19 protein-coding genes and 1 pseudogene are annotated in these 16599 nt (G+C 53.7%); 15 read left to right on the top strand and 5 right to left on the bottom strand.

Features of this window, described 5'->3' with window-relative positions; all coding sequences use genetic code 11:
* The first annotated feature begins 381 nt into the window (after positions 1–381).
* Positions 382–972: a site-specific integrase gene (locus tag C8024_RS17420; protein WP_173207477.1), complete on the top strand. Its 591-nt coding sequence runs from the start codon at positions 382–384 to the stop codon at positions 970–972.
* A gap of 271 nt (positions 973–1243) precedes the next feature.
* Positions 1244–1681, top strand: a complete 438-nt coding sequence (locus C8024_RS17425; RefSeq protein ID WP_217272281.1) for a hypothetical protein — start codon at positions 1244–1246, stop codon at positions 1679–1681.
* A gap of 164 nt (positions 1682–1845) precedes the next feature.
* Here the strand turns inward: C8024_RS17425 and C8024_RS17430 are convergent, their stop codons facing one another.
* Positions 1846–2550 carry a hypothetical protein gene (locus tag C8024_RS17430; protein ID WP_173207480.1) on the bottom strand — a complete coding sequence of 235 codons (705 nt, stop codon included), beginning with the start codon at positions 2548–2550 and terminating at the stop codon, positions 1846–1848.
* Between the two features lie 169 nt (positions 2551–2719).
* A complete protein-coding gene (locus C8024_RS17435) occupies positions 2720–2995 on the bottom strand; it encodes a hypothetical protein (protein ID WP_173207483.1) in 276 nt (91 codons plus the stop codon).
* 656 nt (positions 2996–3651) lie between these two features.
* On the opposite strand from C8024_RS17435, the gene C8024_RS17440 reads away from it, so the two are divergent.
* The 3 genes from C8024_RS17440 (at position 3652) to C8024_RS23795 (ending at position 4711) form a co-directional block, all read left to right on the top strand.
* Positions 3652–3999: a DUF736 domain-containing protein gene (locus C8024_RS17440; RefSeq protein ID WP_217272287.1), complete on the top strand. Its 348-nt coding sequence runs from the start codon at positions 3652–3654 to the stop codon at positions 3997–3999.
* 124 nt (positions 4000–4123) lie between these two features.
* Positions 4124–4366, top strand: coding sequence for a type II toxin-antitoxin system ParD family antitoxin (locus C8024_RS17445; RefSeq protein WP_217272282.1), 243 nt, complete (start codon positions 4124–4126; stop codon positions 4364–4366).
* Positions 4367–4375: 9 nt separating this feature from the next.
* Positions 4376–4711, top strand: coding sequence for a type II toxin-antitoxin system RelE/ParE family toxin (locus tag C8024_RS23795; RefSeq protein ID WP_173207489.1), 336 nt, complete (start codon positions 4376–4378; stop codon positions 4709–4711).
* 33 nt (positions 4712–4744) lie between these two features.
* Here the strand turns inward: C8024_RS23795 and C8024_RS17455 are convergent, their stop codons facing one another.
* Complete coding sequence (locus tag C8024_RS17455; RefSeq protein WP_173207492.1) at positions 4745–5023, bottom strand: hypothetical protein; 279 nt, start codon at positions 5021–5023, stop codon at positions 4745–4747.
* Between the two features lie 595 nt (positions 5024–5618).
* Between C8024_RS17455 and C8024_RS17460 the strand changes: the two genes are divergently transcribed.
* Both C8024_RS17460 and C8024_RS17465 read left to right on the top strand, forming a co-directional pair.
* Positions 5619–6137 carry a hypothetical protein gene (locus C8024_RS17460; protein ID WP_173207494.1) on the top strand — a complete coding sequence of 173 codons (519 nt, stop codon included), beginning with the start codon at positions 5619–5621 and terminating at the stop codon, positions 6135–6137.
* An 8-nt stretch (positions 6138–6145) separates the two neighbouring features.
* Positions 6146–7846, top strand: a complete 1701-nt coding sequence (locus C8024_RS17465) for a relaxase/mobilization nuclease domain-containing protein (protein WP_173207496.1) — start codon at positions 6146–6148, stop codon at positions 7844–7846.
* 34 nt (positions 7847–7880) lie between these two features.
* Here C8024_RS17465 and C8024_RS17470 read toward each other — a convergent pair whose 3' ends face one another.
* Entirely contained in the window at positions 7881–9182 is a 1302-nt protein-coding gene (locus C8024_RS17470) for a type IV secretory system conjugative DNA transfer family protein (RefSeq protein ID WP_173207498.1), read from the bottom strand.
* Positions 9167–9424, bottom strand: coding sequence for a hypothetical protein (locus C8024_RS17475; protein WP_173207500.1), 258 nt, complete (start codon positions 9422–9424; stop codon positions 9167–9169). Before C8024_RS17475 ends, C8024_RS17470 begins: the two co-directional genes overlap by 16 nt.
* A 205-nt stretch (positions 9425–9629) precedes the next feature.
* Between C8024_RS17475 and C8024_RS17480 the strand changes: the two genes are divergently transcribed.
* The 8 genes and pseudogenes from C8024_RS17480 to C8024_RS17505 all read left to right on the top strand — a co-directional run.
* Positions 9630–9812, top strand: a complete 183-nt coding sequence (locus tag C8024_RS17480; protein ID WP_173207501.1) for a helix-turn-helix domain-containing protein — start codon at positions 9630–9632, stop codon at positions 9810–9812.
* 3 nt (positions 9813–9815) lie between these two features.
* On the top strand, positions 9816–10340 hold the full coding sequence (locus C8024_RS23800) for a DNA cytosine methyltransferase (RefSeq protein WP_217272283.1): 525 nt from the start codon (positions 9816–9818) through the stop codon (positions 10338–10340).
* Positions 10337–10978: a DNA cytosine methyltransferase gene (locus C8024_RS23805; RefSeq protein WP_217272284.1), complete on the top strand. Its 642-nt coding sequence runs from the start codon at positions 10337–10339 to the stop codon at positions 10976–10978. Before C8024_RS23800 ends, C8024_RS23805 begins: the two co-directional genes overlap by 4 nt.
* A 62-nt stretch (positions 10979–11040) precedes the next feature.
* The gene (locus C8024_RS20505; RefSeq protein WP_217272285.1) at positions 11041–11325 is read left to right on the top strand and encodes a DNA cytosine methyltransferase; all 285 of its coding nucleotides are present in this window, start codon (positions 11041–11043) and stop codon (positions 11323–11325) included.
* Positions 11326–11745 carry a very short patch repair endonuclease gene (locus tag C8024_RS17490; protein ID WP_173207503.1) on the top strand — a complete coding sequence of 140 codons (420 nt, stop codon included), beginning with the start codon at positions 11326–11328 and terminating at the stop codon, positions 11743–11745. It begins immediately after the preceding gene.
* Positions 11745–13316, top strand: a complete 1572-nt coding sequence (locus C8024_RS17495; RefSeq protein WP_173207505.1) for an ATP-binding protein — start codon at positions 11745–11747, stop codon at positions 13314–13316. The genes C8024_RS17490 and C8024_RS17495 overlap by 1 nt, the downstream gene beginning before the upstream one ends.
* On the top strand, positions 13198–15873 hold the full coding sequence (locus C8024_RS17500; RefSeq protein ID WP_367947419.1) for a Z1 domain-containing protein: 2676 nt from the start codon (positions 13198–13200) through the stop codon (positions 15871–15873). The genes C8024_RS17495 and C8024_RS17500 overlap by 119 nt, the downstream gene beginning before the upstream one ends.
* A gap of 6 nt (positions 15874–15879) precedes the next feature.
* Positions 15880–16599: pseudogene (locus C8024_RS17505) on the top strand (PD-(D/E)XK motif protein); the annotation flags it as partial.

Consider the following 16599-nt stretch of genomic DNA (forward strand, 5'->3'; position numbering starts at 1 on the left):
CCCACAGTGATGCAGCCACGGCTGCTGCAATAAGGCTGAATGTAATGGCGCGTCGTTTCAACGATATAGTTCCCCAGCATAGGCGTTCATATGAATTATATCCTATAATCATTGAACAGAATTACTAATTCTGTCAAATATTTAACAAATATAGGCATATTTTTATGTTGTGCGGCACAAGCCATAGTGGAAAGCCTCCTGACAAAGCGACTAAGTAATTGAAATTGTGCGAGCTTTAACCTGAAACAGAATTAGTAATTCTGTTTCAGGGAGTCCTACAAGCCAAAGTCTGTGCAAAATCAGTGAGGTAAACCTCGTCGCCTATGCGTCAGCGGCGGCGTCTTCCGTTGTTTGTGCAAACAACGGAAGGAGGATAAACTTATGTCATGGCAACTCTACGCTGGCGATGGCCAGCGCAAGTATCTCAACCAACAAGAGCGTGAAGCGTTTCTTACAGCCGCCGCCGCGCATCCGATCCCGAAGGTGCGTACCTTATGCGCCGTGATGGCGCTAACCGGCTGCCGCGTATCGGAAGCGCTGGCGCTCACGGCCGATAGGGTCGATGCCGCCGATAAGGTCATCATCTTTGAAAGCCTGAAGAAACGCCGCAGCGGGCACTATAGGGCTGTGCCCGTGCCGAACGAGTTGATGGCCGACCTGACGCGCATTCATTTTCTGCCATCTCTCTGGGGCAGGGATGATCAGGGGCGCGGCGTGCGCCTGTGGGGGATGAATAGAACCTCCGCCTGGCGGCATATCAAGGCCGTCATGGCCGAGGCTGAAATTGTCTCTGGCGCACGGGCAACGCCCCGTGGCTTGCGGCATGGCTTTGGCGTTGCGGCAGTTTCGGCAGGTGTGCCGCTTAACCTCGTCCAGCGCTGGCTGGGGCACGCCCAGATCAGCACCACCGCCATCTACGCCGATGTCATGGGACCAGGGGAAAGGACGCTGGCGGCCCGTATGTGGCAATAGCATCATCTCGGTCAGGGTCACGGCTGCTGCTGCCTTTGGTGGCGGAGGGCAGAGTGGCCCAAATGGCCGTCTCTCCGAGATTGCTGCCGTCCCTCACCATGAACGCCTTTTTGGCAGGCGGCACCTTGCTGTCCATGAGCGGCCCGCGCTAGCCATGACAAACAGAGCTTGCCTATGGCCCGTGTTGCTCAGGACAGCCGCGGCTTCAGACGCCCGCCTTTTGGTTGGCGTCCTTCGGGACAGCAACAATCAACCAAAAGGAGAGACGACAATGGGCCTCGATATGTATGCCTTGACCACCGACGAGAAACCACAACCGCCCGTGGACTTCAGCGGACCGGATGATGCCAGCCAGCTTCATTACTGGCGCAAGCACCCCAACCTGCACGGCTGGATGGAGCGCCTTTACCGCGAGAAGGGCGGTAAGGAAGACACCTTCAACTGCGTGTCGGTCGCGCTCAGCGCTGATGATATCCATCAGCTTGAGATCGACATTGAAGCCGGAAATCTGCCGCCCACCAGCGGCTTCTTCTTCGGAGCTAGCGACGGCACCGAGTCCGACGACGATCTGGCCTTCGTCGCCAAGCTCGTGCGGCGATCGAGGAAGGCAAGACGGTGTTCTACTCGTCGTGGTGGTAGCGCTCCGGCGCAGGAAAGCCCTCTCAGGAATGAGAGGGCTTTTTGTTTGCCATTGAGTCTAGCGGCATGAGGCAAGAAAAAAGGCGCTCACAATCAGAGCGCCTTTTCGTTTGGCAGAAATCTATCGTTCTCGATCAAGGGTGTTGTCACGATCTGGACGTATCTCATCCCGCGGACCAACTTGCGCCTCAATCTCCGCGTTGTTGGCGCCACGCGACTTAGCAATGTGGTCACTCATTGTAGGTTTTGATCTAATGGCACCAAGTGAGCTGGGTCTCCACCGTTCGCTATGAATTCCCGAGCATCCTCGATTGAACGGGCGAGGGCTTCAACTTTCTCAGCTCTCAGTTCTGAAAAGTGTTGAGAGACCTCCTCATCTGATCTTGAGTCGATCAATTTTGAGCGCAAATCTGACGTCTCCTGATCAACAGTTTTATTGTCATCAAACCATAGGTCTGCACTGCGCGCCTGACCCTCCGGTGGGCGATGTGTTCTGTCATGTCTCAAAATTAGCTTAGCAATTTGTTCAGGTGAGTTCGCTGCTATTACGGTATCGTTAGCGCAAACGTCCTTACAGATATAATGGTACTTCCCTTCCTCTGGCATCTCATGTTCCATCAATTGAACACGTTCATAGACTGTCCCCTCGTTTAGATGGTCATGGACGCGGTCATCTTCGAGAGGATCTCGAACAGTTATATCCATCTCAACGAGGTAGTGCCCTTCTGGAACCTCTGGCGTTGAGTCGTCTTTCACTAAGACAAAGTCATCAACTATTCCTGGTTTTGTCTGGTAAGTGAGCAGCGACCCATCCTTAAAAAGCTGAACATGATGACCGTTTACTTGCCCTAGGTTAAGGCCATCTGGTGACTGGCCGCCATCTGCACCAGCCTCATATTCGGCAATCTCTGCCATCGTCATTTGTTGGTCGTATTCCATTTCGGCAACCCTTTTAATTTATTACGTATAATAATTATTGTCCTAATTTGGAGAAGTTCAAGTATAAATATTACATAGCTATTTATATTTGATATGCGATTCTAGTTTTGTGGATGAACTCGCGGGCAAGGCCTACCCAATTGGGAGGGCTTTTCTTTTGCTGGTGAGGTTAGCGGCGCATGGTCAGGATGAAGATGCAGCCTTTGGCAACCAGTGCAGCGAATGGTGCATCCGGCAGGATGTCGGGATGCAGGTAGACGACGAAGCAAGTGATGCCATCGCCGCTGGGGCGAGGCTCGGCATGGCCGACCGGCTGGCCGTCAATGCTGACAATAAGAATGCCCTCGCTGTCAGGCGCAAAGGTCAGGCGCGCCTGAGTGGTTGAAGTGCGAATAATGCCAGTCAGGCAATCACCGTCTTTGAGGAAAGTGCCGAGGATTGGCATGAGCTTACCCTTTCGTTCGTTGCTGCAACCTCCGCCGTGGCGGTCGCTCGCAAAGAAACAGGGATAGCTACTCAGTCCTGCCACCGATGACGCAGTCAGCGGGGAACCCCTCCGCCGTCCGAATGGGCAAGCGGGACGGGGTTGGCGGGGCTGGGGGCTATCGCATATCTGCGACAGGCGATCCGTCACATGGGGCAGGGTGGAGACGAGCAAGGGCAAGGCTCTTGGCAGTCGGCGCGATCCGATGGTGTTGCGCTCGCTAGGGCACTCAGCACCAATCTCTGATCCGTTCTGATATCGACTATCAGCGCGAGGCTTGATTGCCTTTGGCGGAATGCGGGGCGTCATGTCGGGATCGAAGCAATCGCGGTTTCGCTCGATGGCCGTCACTGAGCTTTCAGATCGACCGACGGTGCAGGGGTGTCTCTCAGGGGCGTTTTGTCCTGGCCGCATTCCATCGCTGCCTTTCCTCACATGGCCAGTCATTGATCCCGTCGCCAATCGCCGCAACGGCGCGCTTGCCAGTTTCATCCCCTGGCCCCTTCAATGTTTTGGTGCCATTCCTCGCGAAACAATAAACAGGCCGCTTGCCGTCCTCCACTGCGTTTCGGCCCTGCGGGTGCAGCGCCCGGCTGAGACGGTCTCTCATTTTGGCCATGGAAAGGCCCGCGACGGTCGCGGGCTTCCTAAGCAAAACAGGAGACACATACCATGACCACCATCGCAACTTTCACCAAACCGAGACCGGCTACATCGGCGAAATCCACACGCTGGCTCTGAAATCGAAGCTGACGCTGAGCCCCGCAGACAACACCAAGGGCAAGGCTCCCGACTTCCGAGTGATCGCTGATGACGGCATCGAGATCGGCGGCGCTTGGAAGCGCAAGAGCAAGAGCGGCAACGCCTATCTCTCAGTCCGCCTTGACGACCCGAGCTTCACCGCCCCGGTTTACGCCAACCTCGTCGAGCGTGACGGCCAGCACCTGCTGATCTGGAAGCGCTAATGATCCGCCAAACGATACCGTCGCCAACATTGGCGGCGGTATTTTTGTGCGCCAACGTGCCTCAATTTTCTGCCGCGAGAGTGGCCTTTGTGATATAATTCTGAAAATACGAAAGGGTGAAAAATTGCAGATTACTTTGCCGCCAGACTTGGCAAAAATTGTTCAGAGAAAGGTAGACTCACGGCTCTACAAGACGCCGGACGATGTCGTTCGTATGGCGCTTGAAGTCCTTGTCGAATACGACCGAGAAGACGAAGCACGGCTGAAGGTGTTGCGGGATATGGTTCGAGAAGCCGACGAATCCTATGAACGAGGGGAATCCATAGAGTTTACGACTATGGAGGAGTTGCTCAAGGAAGATGACTAAGGAAGCCACGTGGCGAAACCTCCGGCTCCAAAGATTGAATCGCCAGCCCGCAGTGACCTGCGACGAATTGGACAGGAAACCGCTGAGCAGTGGGGCGAGGCACAAAAGGCGCGCTATCTTTCCAAAATCGAAACCCTGATAAAGACCATCGCTTTACAGCCTCGGATGGGTCAGGCCAGAGATGACCTTCGAGGTGGTGTAAGGACAGTTGTCACTGGGAAACACCACATCCTTTATAGTCTGCGTGACGGGCGTGTTCACATTCTACGGGTGGTGCACCAAAGCAGAGACTTGCAGCGTGAAATTGAGCGCGGGCGTTCCAAGGAGTTGGACATCGGGGGATGAAAAACCGCCCCCATTGCTGGGGGCGGTTTTTCGTTAGGAGCGTGATGGCAATGACTCGAAGTCGAGGTCCACGACCATACCGAGTGCAATAGACAGTCGCACCAATTCGACCAAGGTGATGTTGTTCGCCTTGCCTTCATAGATTTCTCGAATGCGCCCTTCACCAAGAAAGGCATCTTCGAGTAATTCATCCTTTGGCACGTCACTACGTTTGAAAGCGTCAATTAAGGCCATGGATGCAATCTGCTTTGCGAGGTTTTCGCATTCGAGAAGGTACGCCTTATCGGCGTCCGAGAGCTGGTCGTCAGACATAGCGGTTCAGCCGCACCCGTTTCCGGGGCGGTTCCCTGATAATGTTAAAGGTGAAAGAGTCAGCGCTGGAAGGAGGCAAAAGCCTCGCCAGTAAACGGTTCAGAAGATGGCGCTGATGGCTAAGGTGTGGTAATCGGCCAACACACTTACAACCCCCACCGTGTCAGTTTTTTATGCTTCCATTTCGCTCGCCGCGCGACGGTTTTGGCGGCATTTTCAGGGGTGTCAGGCGTTGCCTAGGAATTTCGCCTGACGGTGTTGTGGTGCTCTGTTGGGTGCTGGCGCTTGTTGATCTTTGTTGTCCCTTGCTGTTTTTGTATGCGTATTATAGAGTGTTTCAGCGGCTTATAGCGTTGTCGTTTCTGCTATTTTTCATACAGCAGGGAGGTGCTTTGCAGCTCACGCTGACGGCAAGATGTATTTTCGCATACGAAAACCCTTTAGCCCTTACGGTCTCGGGTTTTCTGGCGAAAAGGCTCTTATGGCATTCGACCACACCTGCGGTGGATCTCAAGCCGAGCTTATCATCTTGCGCTTGCAGCGGGCTTTGAAGGGCTGCCCAGGCACCTTGTGAAACGGCATTGGAGGTAGCCCCATGGCGCGACCAAGAAAGGCTCCAGAAGATCAGCGCACCCGCGTGTTGAGCGTGCGGCTGACGGCCGATGAATATGCTCGTGTCGAGGCTATGGCGCGCGATGCTGGAATGCTTGCTGGACCCTATGCCCGCACTACCATTCTGGACAAGCGACCGCGCTCTAAACCCGTGACCAATCTGGTGTTCGAAAAGCTCCTCTATGAGCTGACATCCATCGCCACGAACTTCCGCCAGCTTCACGATGCAACCGGTGAAGAGCGCTACCTGAAAATGGCGCGGTATGTTGGCGGTCACATGGTGGAAAGGCTGCTTGGTCGAAATGACCTCATCAGCCTGATCGAGGAACAACTCGAACCGCTCAACGGTGCTGGCCATGCCATCAATGGGCTTGCCCGCCGCGCCAACTCAGGTGCTGACCTTGACCCCGAAGATCGCAAGTGGGCCATCCAAGGTTTGAAGCTTGCCCTGGCACCGTTGGAAGAAGCGCTGGGCGAGGGCGGTCAAGAGACTGGCGGGTAGGGACAAGGATGCGGTTCAAGATTCCATCAAAGCAGCCTGCCGCGTTTAAGTCATCGGCGTTGTATCTGGCAGGTCGAACCAAGGGGCTGTCCACCGATCGCGTGGCGTGGATGGAGGCCAGAAACCTTGAGACGACCGATCCCTTGGCCGCTGCCACCATCATGGAAGCGACCGCCGCGCAGAACCTTCGCTGCAAGAGGCCTGTCTATCATTTCGTCCTGTCCTTTGATCCGAAGGATGCGCGACGGGGCAAGCTACCGCCAGAAGTGCTGCGCGAAATTGCGGGCGAGGCCATCGAGCGCATGGGGCTGACCGAGCATCAGATGCTTGTCTATGCCCACAAGGACACCAAGCATCCCCACATGCACTTCCTGATAAACAGGGTGCATTCCACCACCGGCAAAGCTTTCGACCGTCACAATGATGGGCGCAGGCTGACGGAGCTTTGCAGAGAAATTGCCCGAGAGCGTGAGCTCAACATCCCGCGCGACAAGGAACGCATTCGCGAGCTGGAGAAGGTGGACGACTTCGATTTGGTCGAAAGCCTCGATGCGCCAACCGAGGGTGAATATTGGCAGGCCAAACGCGAAGAACGAGAACCTCAGATTGCCATGGGCAAGGATGAGGTCAAAGCCCTGCGCGAAAAGGTGCAGGGCCACTTCTACAATGCAAAGGACTGGCATGACCTTACCGCACGGCTGGGGGCGCAGGGTGTCTTCCTGCAACGCAAAGGTCAGGGGCTTGTACTCGCCAAGGGCGAGCGCTTCGCCAAGCTCTCGCAGATGGGCAAGAGCGTAAGGCTGGCGGAGCTAGAGGATCGCTTTGGTGAGCGGTTTGATGTGTTCATGGCCGAGCGCATGAAAGACCTCGCACGGGATGACGCGCCGGAGGCGCAGATCCCAGGCTACGAGAACATGACGCCTGCCGAACAGCGCGCGGCTAAACGCTATCACGATGCCAAGTTGGCAGTTGACCGTAAGAAGGGTGATCCTGTTCTGGAGCTTGATGCCGCAGACTATGATTATCGTTATTGGGCAGGGGTTGAAACAGTTTACAGGGCAGGTGAGCGTCGCATCTCGCGGCTTGAGCGTGATCGCGGCTGGCTGAAGAAGACGTTGCCGAACTACGAAGCCCGCGAAATGGCTTCAGAAGCTCAATTCAACCAGTCCTTGTTCGACATATTCCGCAACCCGGAAAAGGCCGCGGAACGCTGGTTGAAGCTGGAACAGACCTTTGGCGTCGCCGACGCCGAGCGCATGGTGAAGAAAAACGCCAACCTGCTTGGTCGGATGAACGGGGCACGATACTTAGGGGTAGACACCGAGGCGCGAGGGAATGCGAAGCGTGCCTTCCGAAAGCTACATTTGAAACGCCGTCGCTGGCAGGAGCAGCAACTCAAGCTTGGGCATCATCGCGACCGTATCGAGGCCAACCGCCGTGCCTTGCGGATTGCGCTGAATGACTTCGCCATGCTGCGATTGCGCGCTGATGTGCCGTTTGAGCTGCGGGAAATCATGAGGGAGAAGGCTATGCGCCGCGCCAAGGCACTGACCCGCGCGACTGACAAAGCCATCCTTGCCAGCAACCTTGCTGAAGATCGCAAAATGGAATTGCTCCGCGCCCGTCGTACCTACATGGAGCGGAAGCGGGAACGCGAGCGCGACCGGGACTATAATCGCACCCAGGGGCTTGATTATCTGGATCGATGAGGTCGCTAGCGGCCTGAAGCAGCTCGCGGACAATTCAAGACTGCGCGGCGCGCTTTTTCAGGCGATGCTCCCACCAATCAAAGTAGCGGATTTTGCGGGCGCGAAAGGCTGGGAGGCCTTGAACGAACACCAGTTGATCCTTGGCTTCCATCGTCAGAATTTCACCGGTGGTCATCAGCTGGCGCGCACCTTCAAAAGCCCCTGAGTGGAAAGAGCCAGCGACGAGGTTGAACGGTAGGGACGAGCTTTGCCCTTCCGAGCGCATTCGAACCGTCGCCGTGCCGAGCATATCCGACAACAGCTTGGCGGTTTCGGGGTCTTGCACATTGAAGGCCTGCCGCACCGCGCAGTTGGCGATCATTGAGCGCGCTTTCGGATAGGTCTTCTGGAGCTGATCCAAATCCTGCACGAACAACCACAGCTTAGCGCCATATCCGGCCAAATAGCCAATGCCTTCCTCGATAGGACGCATATACCCAAGCGCTGGCAGCTCATCGAGCATGAACAGCACCGGCTGAGCAGGCTTGGCCATATTCCGTGTCATGGCCACGGTGGCCAGGCCAGCCATCAACCGCAGGAATGGGCGGTAGGTTTCCAGATACTCTGGGGGCACGATAATGAACACTGAACCCACATCATCCTTCAGGCTCTCAAAGCTGAAGGATGAGCGTCCCGTTGCTGCCCGTAGTTCAGGACTCTCGAATAGTTCGGTCGCCCCTTGTGCCGTCGAGATCACCGCCGACCGTTCCTTCGGTTCTTTCTGACCAAACCCGCGCGCGATGCGGGCGACGTTTTCCTGATGGCTCATTGCCATCTTCGCCAGCAGCAGTTCGAATTCCTCGCTGTCCTGCATCAGCAGGTCGCGCAGCGTGCCGAGGTTTTGCTCCAGCAAGTCCCAATGATGCCGGATATAGAGGAGCAGGCCGGTGATTAGTGTTCGCGCTTCGCGTTCCCAGTGGTTCTGCTGGGCGTGTTCGGGCACCACCAGCATTTCGGCGATGAGACGTGCGTCATCGACCTCATAGGCAGTTGTGATGCGGATGAAATCGAGCGGGTTGAGCGTCGCGAGGTTAGCTTTTGCGCCGCCGAGTGGTGCAAGCTCGTAAACTGGCCCTAGGGTTGCGCGGTAGGCGCGGGCAATGTCGCTGTTCTCACCCTTGATGTCCGTCACAACCACCGAACCGGGGTAATCAAGCAAATTGGGAATGACACAGCCGACACCCTTACCGCTTCGCGTTGGTGCAAAAGTCAGCAGGTGGCCTTCACCTCGGTAGCGCAACATTCGGCCATTCTTTCGGCCCAGAATAAGGCCTTTGCCTGTCAGCAGTTTACCCATTCGAGCATCCGCCAGCCCCGCGAAGCGAGCTGAACCATGGGTGTCAGGCTTGTAGAAGACGGCCGAAGCCGTGTTTTTGCGAGATAGCCAGCAAGGCCAAGCACAGCGGCCATGATCCCGCCTAGCCACGCGGGTGGCGCGAAAAGGGCATAGCCAGCCAGTGCGCCAACAATCGGCAGAAGTTTCCAAGAAAGGGTCAGCATCGCATAGAGCGACAGGATAAGGGTGCGTACGAAGCCCATGGCCAAAGCCTCCAGATTGTTGTTTCTGAAGACTTCTGCACCGCAACTCGAACCGGAAAACTGGACGGAACCAGCCAGACTGACTGGTTACCGACCATTATGGCCAGCCTTGGCAGACTTCCTTATTTTCCAGTTTTTTCTGAAAATTATTGGAAATTCCTCGATTTTGCCGTAAATTTACATCTGCAAACGAAGGTAGCAGCTTATGGACGACGAAATTCTGACGATCCAAGAGATAGCTACATTTCTGAAAATTAAAGAAAAGACCGCCTACGACCTTGTGGCAAGGGGCGAACTTCCCGGCTTCAAGGTTGGCGGGAGTTGGCGGTTTCGTCGCTCAGACATCGAAGAATGGATTGATGCAAAGACCCGGAAGGCTTCTCGCTGAATCATGAATGTTCCATACTACCCAGTGATCGACCTTTTTGCGGGACCGGGAGGCCTGGGGGAGGGTTTCGCTTCTGTAAAAAGGGGCAAAAGGCCAGCCTTCAAATCACTCGCTGCTATTGAGCGTGACGAGTCAGCCCATAGAACGCTTCACCTTCGACACTTTGTGCGAGAGTTCGGTGATGTTCTGCCAAGCGAGTACTATGATTACCTGGCCGGGAATCTGACAAGAGAAGACTTGAGGCAAAAATTCCCCTATGAGTGGGAGGCCGCTGAGCAGTCTGCACTCAAACTTTCATTGGGTGAAGCAAATCATGACCATGTAAAGTCACTGATTACGAAAAGGCTTCGCGGCCACAAGAAATGGGTTCTGGTCGGAGGCCCTCCTTGCCAAGCCTATTCACTTGTAGGTCGGTCACGCCGAGCCCACGATCCAAACTTCGAGCAGGACGAGAAACACTTTCTTTATCGTGAGTATCTCAAGATCATAACTGACCATCAGCCCCCCATTTTGTCATGGAGAATGTGAAAGGCCTTCTGTCTGCCAAAGTCGGCGGAAAACCTGTTATTGGTCGAATTCTTAGCGACCTTTCTCGACCGAAGGCCGCCACCACAGAATGCGGTAATGGTCTTAGCTACCGCCTCTTTTCACTCACGGAGCGCGGAGAGCTGATTGAGGGCGCATCACCAAATTCGTTTATTGTTCGAGCTGAAGAGCATGGTGTGCCACAGGCTCGACATCGGATGTTCATTGTAGGCGTTCGCTCTGATATTGATATCGAACCTAATATTCTGAAAAAGCAATCGTCTCCGTCAGTTCAAGATGTGATTGATGACCTTCCGGCAATCAGGAGCGGCATTTCAAAAGAGCCTGATAGCTTTAAGTCTTGGTCTGATGCCATTGCTGAAATTTGGGGCACCGAGTGGCTAAGCAGAGCGGTCAACGGAAAAGGAATTTCAAGGTTTTCAAAAAAGGCTGCTGCCGCGCTGCCAGCCAGTCGTTCTTCTAACGTCTGCACGCGGCCCCGCGCCATGTCACAGTGGTTCGGCGACAAAGAACTGCCAATTATTACCTGCCACGAAGCACGGTCACATATGCGCACCGACCTTCAACGATACTTTTTGCATCCCTATTCGCTGAGCAGACCGGTGTTTCTCCAAAGCTAATCGATTTCCCGGAGGCGCTTCTTCCCAATCACCGCAATGTGGAAGCAGGTCGAGCTGGTAAGATGTTCTCTGATCGTTTTAGAGTCCAGGTTGCAGACCGTGTCTCGACGACCGTTACATCCCACATATCTAAGGATGGCCACTACTTTATCCATTATGATCCGAGGCAGTGCAGAAGCTTGACAGTTCGCGAGGCCGCCCGATTGCAGACCTTCCCGGACAACTACCATTTTGAGGGACCAAGGACGCAGCAATATCACCAAGTCGGTAATGCTGTTCCTCCTTATCTGGCCAATCAGATTGGCGAGATAGTCGCTGATGTCCTCGACCGCATGGAGGACTCCTAGATGGTAGATGTTTTGACCCCGGCGCAACGAAGCCGAAATATGTCTCGAATTCGCGGCAAGGACACAAAGCCAGAATTGACACTGCGTTCATTACTGCACGCAAGCGGTCTCCGCTTTCGTCTTCATCATCCCGACCTACCTGGGCGCCCCGACATTGTCCTTCCCAAATACAGGACAGCGGTGTTTGTGCATGGTTGTTTCTGGCACCGCCACCAAGATTGCCCTTATGCCACAATGCCGAAGACGCGCCCCGACTTCTGGGCCGAAAAATTTGAAGCAACGGTAGTTCGTGACGCTGCGAAATCAGAAGAGTTGGAAGCGTCTGGCTGGCACGTCCACACAGTGTGGGAATGTGAACTCAAAGAGGATGCTGAGCGGGTTGTCACACGTCTGCAAAATCATCTGCGGGAGGTATGCTGATGGCGAAAGAGTACCCACTACCTCCTAGTGCTGCGTGTTTGTCCGCTTCCATGCGGGATCTCGGATATTCCCTAGAGACGGCAGTTGCTGATCTCATTGATAACAGCATCTCGGCCGGTGCGATCAATATTCAGGTTTTCTGCGACATCTCTTCGCAACAGCCCACTTTGGCAATCATCGATGATGGCCGAGGTATGAATGGCAATGAGATGCTGGTCGCTATGCGTCACGGGTCAGCAAATCCCGGTGAAAAGAGAGCGCCAGATGACTTAGGCAGATTCGGCCTTGGTTTGAAAACGGCGTCATTCTCTCAATGCAGACAATTGACTTTGGTAAGCTCCAAACAAGGCGAGGTCAGCGCCACCGAATGGAATCTCGATCTCGTCGACCAAAAGGACGATTGGCTAATCTCGATCCTCGACGATGAGGAAATTGCAGAACTGCCTTTTGCAGATCGCATTGAAGGCAATGGAACTTTAGTCCTGTGGCGGAATCTTGATCGTCTTTTCGAAGATGAGACCGGTGCGAAACGTGCCGAAATTGTGAACGAAAAGCTCGATATTCTCGGAAAGCATCTTGCACTCGTTTTTCATCGCTTCCTCTCAGGCGATGTGCGCGGACGTAAGAAGATATCACTTTCGGTAAATGGCCATCCCGTTGAACCATTTGATCCATTCTGCCGCCGAAATCCGGCTACACAGGTGTTGCCCGAAGAAATCGTCAGGATTGATGGAAGCTCGGTGCATATGCAGCCCTACATCCTTCCACATCACAGTAAGCTGACCGCAAAGGAGTACGATTTTTATCAGGATCGCAGTGAATTCCTCTCAAACCAAGGCGCGTACATATATCGCAATGGCCGTCTGATGGCTTGGGGGGACTGGTTTCGATTGGTGCCAAAAGGTGAGGCTACAAAGCTTGCAAGGGTGCAGATCGATTTCCCGAACAGCCTGGATGAAGGCTGGACCATCGACATCAAGAAATCCCGCGCTCGTCCGCCACATCAAGTTCGTGAGCGACTGAGACAAATCATTCAGCGCGTCGCAGGCAGGAGTACCACAGTTCATCGCGGAAGAGGGAAACGCCTCTTCGAAGAAACCAAAGCGCCAATATGGGAGCGGTATGCTGATAAGGGGGCAATAAGGTACACCCTAAATTCGAACCATCCTCTGATCCAGTCTCTGTCAGAACAGTTGGATGTTGACGGTCAAAAATCGCTAGAGTCCCTCATCGATGCAATTGCTTCCTCACTGCCTGTTGAGATGATTTACTCAGATTTCTCGACTAATCCAAAGGATGTCAGGCAGTCGCGTCCCGACATTGAAGACGTAGTTGACCGGTTGGGGGCAATGAAGAAGCTGCTGTTTGATGGAAAGTCTTTTGATGCCGACCAGTTCAGAGATGTGATAAAGTCTACTAAGCTATTCCAGAATAACGAAGATGTAATTGAAGATTTTATCAGGGGGCGCTGGGTTGACGCAAAATCCAATACAAGAAGAGAAAAACTTTACTGCTTCTCTCATTTCCAGTCTCGCTGTGAAGGGCGGAGCCCCAACTCGAGAGGAGATTGAGAAATTTGCAGATGGTCTTGCTGCTCTCAGTGGCTATTCGGGCGACCTGAAAGCCGTTGTAAACGAGGCGATGATCGCGATTGATACCCGCATGGGGGCAGGGGTTTCACTCGTCGATGTGCAAGCCCAGCACGATGATGAATGGGTTTTTAAACGTGATGACATCGACTGGGTATATGCAGAAGCCTACGAGCAGTATCTGAAGTCCGAGGGCTGGCATCCCAATATTGTCAATTCACTTAGTGATGTATCAGCAAAGATTCTCGGTCACCTGCAAGACCCGAAGAGCGAAGGAGCATGGGACCGGCGCGGCCTTGTTATTGGCCATGTGCAGTCTGGTAAAACCGCCAACTACATGGGGGTAATCTCAAGAGCAGCAGACGCAGGATACAAGTTCATCATCGTTATCGCTGGTATCCACAATAATCTACGAAAACAGACCCAGGAACGTATCGACGCCGGCTTTATCGGTCTTTCGAGTGACCCGGAAAATCGAGTGAAGATAGGCGTAGGGCTCAGTGGAAACTATTCTCGGCCGGTCACGCTGACGACAATCAATGATGATTTCAACAAGAAGACAGCCAATCAGAGCGGCTGGCAGCTTAATGACTTCACCAAGCCGATAGTCATTGTCATCAAGAAGAATGTTCACACGCTAGCGGCCCTTCACAAATGGCTGAAGGAGATGAACGCCCAGGGCGATGGGAAGATATCTGATGTTCCTATGTTGATGATCGACGATGAGGCGGACAATGCTTCGATCAATACTAACAAGCCGGAGATCGACCCAACCCGAACCAACTCTATGATTCGAGGGATTTTGGGGCTGTTCGCTAAATCCTGCTATGTCGGCTACACTGCGACACCATTCGCAAATATCTTCATCAATCCTGAGGGCTACGATGAAGAAGTGTATGACGAGTTGTTCCCCCGCGACTTCATTTACAGCCTAGACGCTCCAAACACTTATTTTGGCCCAAATGTCGTATTTCTCGATGAAATACGAAGCTCAAAAATTGTCGAACCAATTGTCGATTGTGAAGAGTATCTGCCGTTCTCGCATAAAAAAGACCACGATGTATTCGAGCTGCCGCCAAGTCTCTATCGGGCGATAAATCAGTTTATCGTCGCTCGTGCCATAAGGAATCTCAGGGGGCACGCAAACAAGCACTGCTCCATGATGGTGAATGTCTCACGATTTGTAGACGTCCAGAAACTCGTTCGCGATCTGATCAGCGTATACGAGAAAAAGCTACGGGAGGCTGTAAAGGCCAATTACGCCATGCCCGAAGCCGTTTCTGCGAAGAACGCATATATGCAGTCGCTCAAACAGGTGTTTAACGACGAATTTGCGGACAGTGGGTTCGAGTGGGACGAGGTCAAATCTGCCCTATTCAGTGTATTCGATAACCTGCGGCTCTTTGTTGTAAACAGCAAATCCGATGAGGCATTGGATTTCAAGAAGTACGAGAAAAGCGGAGATGGACTGACGGCCATTGCCGTTGGCGGACTGAGCCTCTCCCGAGGCCTTACGATTGAAGGCCTTACCGTGAGCTACATGTATCGAAATACACGCATGTATGACACCCTGATGCAGATGGGTCGATGGTTCGGCTACCGCCCCGGCTACGAGGATGTTTGCCGGGTGCATCTCTCACCAGATTCCATCGACTGGTATGCACACATCGCTGAGGCCTCTGAAGAATTGCGGCAGCAGATTAAACGGATGAGGCGCGATGGTCTGAGCCCGAAGCAGTTTGGATTGTATGTGAAGGCTCACCCTGACAGCCTGCTCATTACGGCCGCTAACAAGATGCGTAGCGGTGAAAAGATAACGGTAAAGCAAAACTTCAGCTTGAAGCAGTTGGAGAGCTATCGTTTGCCATCAGACAAAGATGTCAATTCACGGAATGAGAAGCTCATTTCGGAGTATTGGAGAGATGGGTTCGGCGGGAAGGTCGTAAAAGATTCTGGAAAGGGCTGGTTCATTGAGAATGTGTCGGTCGAGATCATTGAGGAATTCCTGACCAAGTTTGAAGCGCACCCTGGATATGCAATCCAGAAATCTGCCGCGCTGGACTATCTTCATCAGATTTCAAACGACCATCCGCTTGGAGACGTGCTGTTGATCTCGATTGGCGAGAATGACGAAGACGAGCAAAACTTTCGCCTCGGATTCCAAGAGCGAAAGAGCAGGAAGCAGGACAACGGGTGGCTCACTGCCGGATATCGTGTTGCGAGCAGAGGCGACGAAAAACTGGGGCTTTCAGATGAGCAACGCGCTCTCGCCGTTGCTAATGCCGAAGGCCAAGGAGCGAAAGGCCCGTCGGACACCCATTATCGTGAGATCAGGGACAAGCCGCTTCTCATGCTCCATGTGATGAAGCTCATGGGCAAGGAGGAAACGGAAGATCGCGTCCCTGCTTTCGGCATCAGCTTTCCTGGCGGAGATTACGACAAATCAGTCAATGTAGTCGCCAATTCCGTCTGGCTTGAGCAGATGCTTGGCAGCGAAGTCGATGATCCTGACGAGGAGGACGACTTTGATGAATATTGAGAGCCCTTGGCAAAAATCGCTGTACCCGAACAGGACTATAATGTTCGCCGCGCAGCGGATTGCGGATCAATACCGCTTTACTGGGGCCGGGATGCAGCCGGGCACTTCCTGTTCATCGTGGAACTCGATGGCGACCATTCTACACAGTTTAAGCAAGACGGGACTTCGGTCCATGGCATTGACGTTGATCTCAGATCATTCGGTGAGGGAACCGAGCAGGGCCTTGTCCTCACGTTGGAGAGACAAGTCGACAGCGACCTTTTTCATGGCCTTTGTGAAACGATGGCCTCCAGCCTCAAGGCAGTTCAGGATTCACCAACTGCTCTGGCGGTGGCTTTGGCGCACATCAAGCGTTGGAAGGCTTTCCTAGCTGGTAAGAAGGGACGTCTTTTGTCGCCAGAAGAGGTGCGAGGCCTGTTCGGCGAGCTATCATTCCTTCGTACCCTGTACACGGAGCATTTGGATCAGGTTTCAGCCATGGACGCTTGGGTGGCCCGGAGGTGCTCATCAGGACTTTATCTTTCAAAATACAGCCGTTGAAGTGAAGGCGCTCTCTGGCAGGGAACGGAGCACCGTTCGGATTTCATCGGAAGACCAGCTCGAAGCCTTGTGCGACAATCTCTATCTTTTGATCTATCGCCTAAGTGACCTGCCTGAGTCAGACCAGGCGGTATCGTTGAATCAACTCGTCCGTGACATTGAATCAGAACTTGAGGATGCGGAAGC

Origin of the sequence: Sphingopyxis sp. BSNA05 (assembly GCF_013265645.1) — a bacterium.
Taxonomy (GTDB): Bacteria; Pseudomonadota; Alphaproteobacteria; order Sphingomonadales; family Sphingomonadaceae; genus Parasphingorhabdus.

Excerpts from the sequence above, each read along its gene's own strand:
- C8024_RS17465 (WP_173207496.1), top strand. The coding sequence starts at position 6,146 with ATGCGGTTCAAGATTCCATCAAAGCAGCCTGCCGCGTTTAAGTCATCG.
- C8024_RS17430 (WP_173207480.1), bottom strand. The coding sequence starts at position 2,550 with ATGGAATACGACCAACAAATGACGATGGCAGAGATTGCCGAATATGAG.
- C8024_RS23800 (WP_217272283.1), top strand. The coding sequence starts at position 9,816 with ATGAATGTTCCATACTACCCAGTGATCGACCTTTTTGCGGGACCGGGA.
- C8024_RS17455 (WP_173207492.1), bottom strand. The coding sequence starts at position 5,023 with ATGTCTGACGACCAGCTCTCGGACGCCGATAAGGCGTACCTTCTCGAA.
- C8024_RS17420 (WP_173207477.1), top strand. The coding sequence starts at position 382 with ATGTCATGGCAACTCTACGCTGGCGATGGCCAGCGCAAGTATCTCAAC.
- C8024_RS17475 (WP_173207500.1), bottom strand. The coding sequence starts at position 9,424 with ATGGGCTTCGTACGCACCCTTATCCTGTCGCTCTATGCGATGCTGACC.
- C8024_RS17460 (WP_173207494.1), top strand. The coding sequence starts at position 5,619 with ATGGCGCGACCAAGAAAGGCTCCAGAAGATCAGCGCACCCGCGTGTTG.
- C8024_RS17480 (WP_173207501.1), top strand. The coding sequence starts at position 9,630 with ATGGACGACGAAATTCTGACGATCCAAGAGATAGCTACATTTCTGAAA.
- C8024_RS17470 (WP_173207498.1), bottom strand. The coding sequence starts at position 9,182 with ATGGGTAAACTGCTGACAGGCAAAGGCCTTATTCTGGGCCGAAAGAAT.
- C8024_RS17435 (WP_173207483.1), bottom strand. The coding sequence starts at position 2,995 with ATGCCAATCCTCGGCACTTTCCTCAAAGACGGTGATTGCCTGACTGGC.
- C8024_RS20505 (WP_217272285.1), top strand. The coding sequence starts at position 11,041 with ATGTTCTCTGATCGTTTTAGAGTCCAGGTTGCAGACCGTGTCTCGACG.
- C8024_RS17495 (WP_173207505.1), top strand. The coding sequence starts at position 11,745 with ATGGCGAAAGAGTACCCACTACCTCCTAGTGCTGCGTGTTTGTCCGCT.
- C8024_RS17440 (WP_217272287.1), top strand. The coding sequence starts at position 3,652 with ATGGAAAGGCCCGCGACGGTCGCGGGCTTCCTAAGCAAAACAGGAGAC.
- C8024_RS17425 (WP_217272281.1), top strand. The coding sequence starts at position 1,244 with ATGGGCCTCGATATGTATGCCTTGACCACCGACGAGAAACCACAACCG.
- C8024_RS17490 (WP_173207503.1), top strand. The coding sequence starts at position 11,326 with ATGGTAGATGTTTTGACCCCGGCGCAACGAAGCCGAAATATGTCTCGA.